The following is a 4,802-nucleotide window of genomic DNA, read 5'->3' as shown; positions in this document are numbered from 1 at the left end:
CGTTGACCACAGCAGCTGCTGCCAGGAGGGGCACCTCACTGGCAGCGACTGCTGTGGTCAACACCCGCGCCTGCGCGGCCGGCCGGACGGCGGCCGGGCGCGGCCGGCGGCCGGTCGTCAGCGCGGGGGCTTGACCGCCAGGACCGGGTGCTCGGCCTGGAGCAGGATGCGCTGCGCCACCGAGCCCATGATGAACTTGCCCACCGTACTGCGTCGGCGCAGGCCGATCACGATGAGCGAGGCGTCGTGCTGCTCGGCGAGGTCGAGGATCTCGTCGGTGAAGTCGTCACGGTGCGTGCCGCGCACGAGCTGCGCCTTCACCCCCGCCGCCGCGGCCTGCGCGAGTACCCGGTCGAGGTCCTCCTCGGCGGCGACCGTGGACTCGACCAGCGAGCCCTCCCGCGCCGAGTTCACGACCAGCAGGTCCTCGTCCCGCAGGCCCGCCTCGACGATCGCCGCCTGCACGGCGGCCTCCCCCGCGGGCGTGGGGACGTAGCCAACGACGATGCTCATACGGACTCTTCCTCTCGGTTCTTCGCCGACGCACCGGCGTCCGACGTCCCAGCAACAGCCCCACCAGCAACAGCCCCACCGACAACAGCCCCGCCCGCCCGCCGGTCGCGGACGGCACGGATCAGGGGCAGCACGGCCACCACCACGAACACCACCAGCAGCGTCGCCGAGATGGGCCGCGTGAAGAAGCCGGCGGCCGACCCGTCGAACATCAGCAGCGAACGCCGCAGGCTGGACTCCAGCAGCGAGCCGAGCACGAACGCCAGCACGAGCGGCCCCGGCTCGAACCCGAACTTCTTCATCAGGTACCCGACGGCGCCGAAGACGACGACCAGCAGCACGTCGAACACGGAGTTGTTGATGGTGTAGGCGCCGACCATCGTGATCAGGGCCGTCACGGGCGCCAGGATCGCGGCGCGCACCCGCAGGATGCGCACGAACACGCCTACCAGCGGGATCGACATGATGAGCAGCAGCACGTTGCCGATGTACATCGAGTTGACCACGCCCCAGAACAGCTCGGGGTGCTCGGTCACGAGCTGCGGCCCGGGCGTGATGCCCTGGATCAGGAGCGCGCCGAACATGAGCGCCATGGTCGCGTTGGCGGGGATGCCGAGCGTGAGCAGCGGGATGAACGAGCTGGTGGCGGCGGCGTTGTTCGCCGTCTCCGGCCCGGCCACGCCCTCGATGGCGCCCTTGCCGAACCGGCTCGGGTCCTTGGCCCGCTTCTTCTCGGCGGCGTAGGCGGCCATGGAGGCGATGGTCGCGCCGCCGCCGGGCAGGATGCCGAGGAAGAACCCGAGCACCGACCCGCGGGTCACGGCGCCCGACGACTCCTTGAGGTCCTTGCGCGACGGCCAGACGTTGGCCACCTTCCCGGGCGCGTGCACGGCACGGTGCCGCTCCTCCAGGTTGTAGAGGATCTCGCCGAGGCCGAACAGGCCCATGGCCACGGGCACGAAGTCGATGCCGTCGGCCAGGCTGAGGTTGTCGAAGGTGAAGCGTTCGGCGCCCGTGAAGGCGTCGCGCCCGACCGTGGCCAGCAGCAGGCCGATCGCCGCGGCGATCAGCGCCTTGAGCCGCGCGCCGGACGCGATGGTCGAGACCAGGAGGATGCCCAGCAGGGCCAGGGCCGCGTACTCGGGCGGCCCGAAGTCGAGGGCGAAGCCGGCCACGACCGGGGCGAGGAAGGTCAGCCCGACGATGGCGACGGTGCCACCGATGAACGACCCGACGGCCGCGACGCCGAGCGCCGTGCCCGCCCTGCCCTGTCTGGCCATGGCGTGCCCGTCGAGCACCGTCACCACCGAGCTGGCCTCGCCGGGCAGGCGGAGCAGCACGGACGTGATGGTGCCGCCGTACTGCGCGCCGTAGAAGATGCCGGCGAGCATGATGATCGCGGTGACTGGCTCCACGCCGTACGTCAGCGGGAGCAGGATGGCGATCGTGGCCGCCGGGCCAAGGCCCGGCAGCACCCCGATGAGCATGCCGATGACCACACCGAGCAGGCAGTACAGGAGGTTGGTCGGTTCGAGCACGACGGCGAAGCCGGCGGCTACGTTCTGCAGTGATTCCACGTGCGTTTCCCTTGCGGATCAGACCTGCGGTGCGGTCAGAAGAGGTGCGGGACGTTGGTGCTGAGCGCCCCGACGAAGACCCCGTAGAGCACCCCGACCACGAGCACCGAGTACAGGACGGCGGAGCGCCAGGACTCGCCGCCCAGGAACTTCATCCAGATCAGGCTCAGCAGCAGGGCGGGGATCTCGAAGCCGATCACCGGCAGCAGCGCCACGAGCCCCAGGAGGGTCGCGAGGCCGACCAACGAGAGCCACGAGTACCGGGAGAACTTCTCCCCGTCGCCGCCCCGCCGTCCGACGACGACCTGGGCGAGCGACAGCACCACCACGGCGACGCTGATCGCGAGCGGCCACAGGCCGGCGCCCGGCTTGGTCAGTGTGCCCAGGCCCAGCCCGACCGCCGTCACGGCGCCCAGGACGCCGATCGCGGTCGTGACCAGGCTGGCCGCGAGGTTGGCGACCGGCCCGGCGGGCGGCGGCGTCTCCTCGGCCCACTCGTCGACGAGGGCCTGGGCCGGGTCGGCGGGCGCGACGGCAGCTCCGCCGTCCGCACCGCCGTCCGAGCTGCCGTCCGGCGTGCCCTTCGAGCTGCCGTCCACGCGTTCCTCCTTGGTTGCCGTTGCCACGAGGGATCAGCCCTCTGCGAGGCTGATGTCGTACTCCTCGGTGAGCGCCCGGTACTTGTCGGCGAGCTCGGTCCACTCCGTGGTGACCTCGTCGCCCGAGATCTCGTGGGGCGTCAGCAGGTTGTTCTCGTTGAACGACGTGTAGGTGTCCGAGGCGATGGCGGCGTCGATCGACTCGACGAGCCGGGCCTTGACGTCCTCCGGCAGGCCCTTCGGGGCGGCCAGGGCGCGGTACTGCGACACGGGCACGTCGTAGCCCTCCTCGACGGCGGTCGGCACGTCGGGCAGGAACTGGTTGCGCTCGGCCGAGAAGGCCAGCAGCGGCACCACCTTCCCGGCGTCGATCTGGGGCTTGGCCTCACCAAGCTGCACCGTGGCCACCTGGACCTGGTCGCCGACGACGGCGGTCAGCGCGGGCGAGCCCGAGTCGAACGGGACGGCCGTGCCGTCGATCTCCGCCTGCGCGAAGAGCGCCGCCTGGGCGAGCTGCGAACCGGTGCCCACGCCCGTGGTGCCGTACTTGATCTCGCCGGACGCGCCCTTGAGGTCGTCCAGGTTCTCGAACCCGGAGTCGACGCTGGCCAGCAGCACGTAGTCGTCCTGCGAGAGCCCCTTGAGGACGTCGAGCTTGCCCAGGTCCACGGCCTCGTCCTCGGACACGGCCAGCGGCGTGATAGTGATGAGGGAGGCGTTGAGCAGCACCAGCTCGTACCCGTCGGCGGGCTTGCCCGCGACCTCCTCGGTCGCCACGGCGCCGTTGGCCCCGGCCCGGTTGACGACGGGGACGGCGACGCCGAGGTCCTCCGCCATGCCCTCGGCCACGGCCCGGGCGATGAGGTCGGTCGACCCACCGGCGTCCTGCCCCACGGTGATCGTCACCGGGCCGGACGGGAAGTCTTCACCCTCGCCGCCACCGGCGGCACCCACGTTGCCGCCGCACGCGGCGAGCGTCAGGGCGGCGAACGCGGCGGTGGCGCCCAGCGCGACCCTGCTGGTCAGCGGGCTGCGGCGGGCACCGGAAGGCGCGCCGCGGCGCGGGGTTCGGGGGGTAGGAGTTGTCATCACAGCTCTCCTCGTTGAGATCTCCGACGGGCAGGTGCCGGTCGGGCGTTGAGCATAGGAAGCCCATACGATGCCTGTCTAAGCCTCTTACTGCATTGCTTGATTCTCGGAATGCATCAATCCCGGAAAGGCCATCGTGTACACGCTCGATCAGGTCCGCTGCTTCCTCGCCGTCGCGGAAGAGCTCCACTTCGGCCGCGCCGCGGAACGACTCAACATGACCCAGCCGCCGCTGAGCCGTCAGGTCCAGAAGCTGGAACGCGCCGTCGGCGTCCCCCTGCTGGAACGCGACAACCGCCACGTCGAGCTGACGACGGCGGGCGCGGTGTTCCTTGAGGAGGCCCGCCGCCTCCTGACCGCCGCCGACGCCGCCCCCGCGCTCGCCCGCAAGATCGCCGCCGGCCGCGCGGGCGTGCTGCGCCTCGGCTTCACCGCCGCCTCCGGGTTCAGCCTGCTGGGCACGCTGGTGCAGGAGATCGCCGAGTTCATGCCCGACGTCGACCTCGACCTCCAGGAGCTCGTCACGATCGAGCAGATCGAGGCGATCCGCCGCGGTGAGCTCGACCTGGCGCTCGGCCGGCCGCCGTTCGACCAGGAGAGCTTCGACTCGCGGCTCCTGCTCTCGGAGGACCTGGTGCTGGCCGTGCCGCCCGGGCACGCGCTGACCCGGCTGGACCGGCCCGTGACCGCCGCCGACCTGCGGGACCAGCCCGTCGTCGGGCACCACCCCACCAAGGCGCGGTACTTCTACGACATGGTGGTGCGCTACATCGCCGTCGAGCACGGCAACGTGGTGCACGTCGTCAGCCAGATCCTGACGATGTGCTCGCTCGTGGCGGCCGGACGCGGCGTGGCGTTCGTCCCGGAGTCGGCCCGCCTGCTGGGCCTGCCGGGCGTCACGTTCGTGGAGCTCGACGTCCCCCACGGCGTGGTGGAGCTGCACGCCATCTGGAACCGGGACTCGAAGAACCCGGCCCTCCACGAGTTCCTCCGCTTCCTCACCCCCTCCCGTTGAGTGCTGGCT

At 71.2% G+C, this 4,802-nt stretch carries 5 protein-coding genes; 1 reads left to right on the top strand and 4 read right to left on the bottom strand.

The genetic code is table 11. The features are described 5' to 3' along the window. Window positions 1-117: 117 nt before the first annotated feature. The 4 genes from ACFWEJ_RS27280 to ACFWEJ_RS27265 are packed head-to-tail and all read right to left on the bottom strand — an operon-like array spanning window position 118 to window position 3,778. The gene (locus ACFWEJ_RS27280; protein WP_377232313.1) at window positions 118-513 is read right to left on the bottom strand and encodes a universal stress protein; all 396 of its coding nucleotides are present in this window, start codon (window positions 511-513) and stop codon (window positions 118-120) included. Beyond that, window positions 510-2,090: a tripartite tricarboxylate transporter permease gene (locus ACFWEJ_RS27275; RefSeq protein ID WP_377232312.1), complete on the bottom strand. Its 1,581-nt coding sequence runs from the start codon at window positions 2,088-2,090 to the stop codon at window positions 510-512. The genes ACFWEJ_RS27280 and ACFWEJ_RS27275 overlap by 4 nt, the downstream gene beginning before the upstream one ends. 35 nt (window positions 2,091-2,125) lie before the next feature. Further along, complete coding sequence (locus ACFWEJ_RS27270; protein WP_377232311.1) at window positions 2,126-2,689, bottom strand: tripartite tricarboxylate transporter TctB family protein; 564 nt, start codon at window positions 2,687-2,689, stop codon at window positions 2,126-2,128. 33 nt (window positions 2,690-2,722) lie between these two features. After that, entirely contained in the window at window positions 2,723-3,778 is a 1,056-nt protein-coding gene (locus tag ACFWEJ_RS27265) for a tripartite tricarboxylate transporter substrate binding protein (protein ID WP_377232310.1), read from the bottom strand. A 136-nt stretch (window positions 3,779-3,914) separates the two neighbouring features. Here ACFWEJ_RS27265 and ACFWEJ_RS27260 point away from each other — a divergent pair, with 136 nt between their 5' ends. Then, window positions 3,915-4,793: a LysR family transcriptional regulator gene (locus ACFWEJ_RS27260; protein ID WP_377232309.1), complete on the top strand. Its 879-nt coding sequence runs from the start codon at window positions 3,915-3,917 to the stop codon at window positions 4,791-4,793. Window positions 4,794-4,802: the final 9 nt, after the last annotated feature.

Source organism: Promicromonospora sp. NPDC060204 (assembly GCF_042728455.1).
In the GTDB taxonomy this organism is placed as follows: domain Bacteria; phylum Actinomycetota; class Actinomycetes; order Actinomycetales; family Cellulomonadaceae; genus Promicromonospora.
Note: the sequence above shows the minus strand (reverse complement) of the source record. Positions and strands in the feature narration are given on the sequence as shown.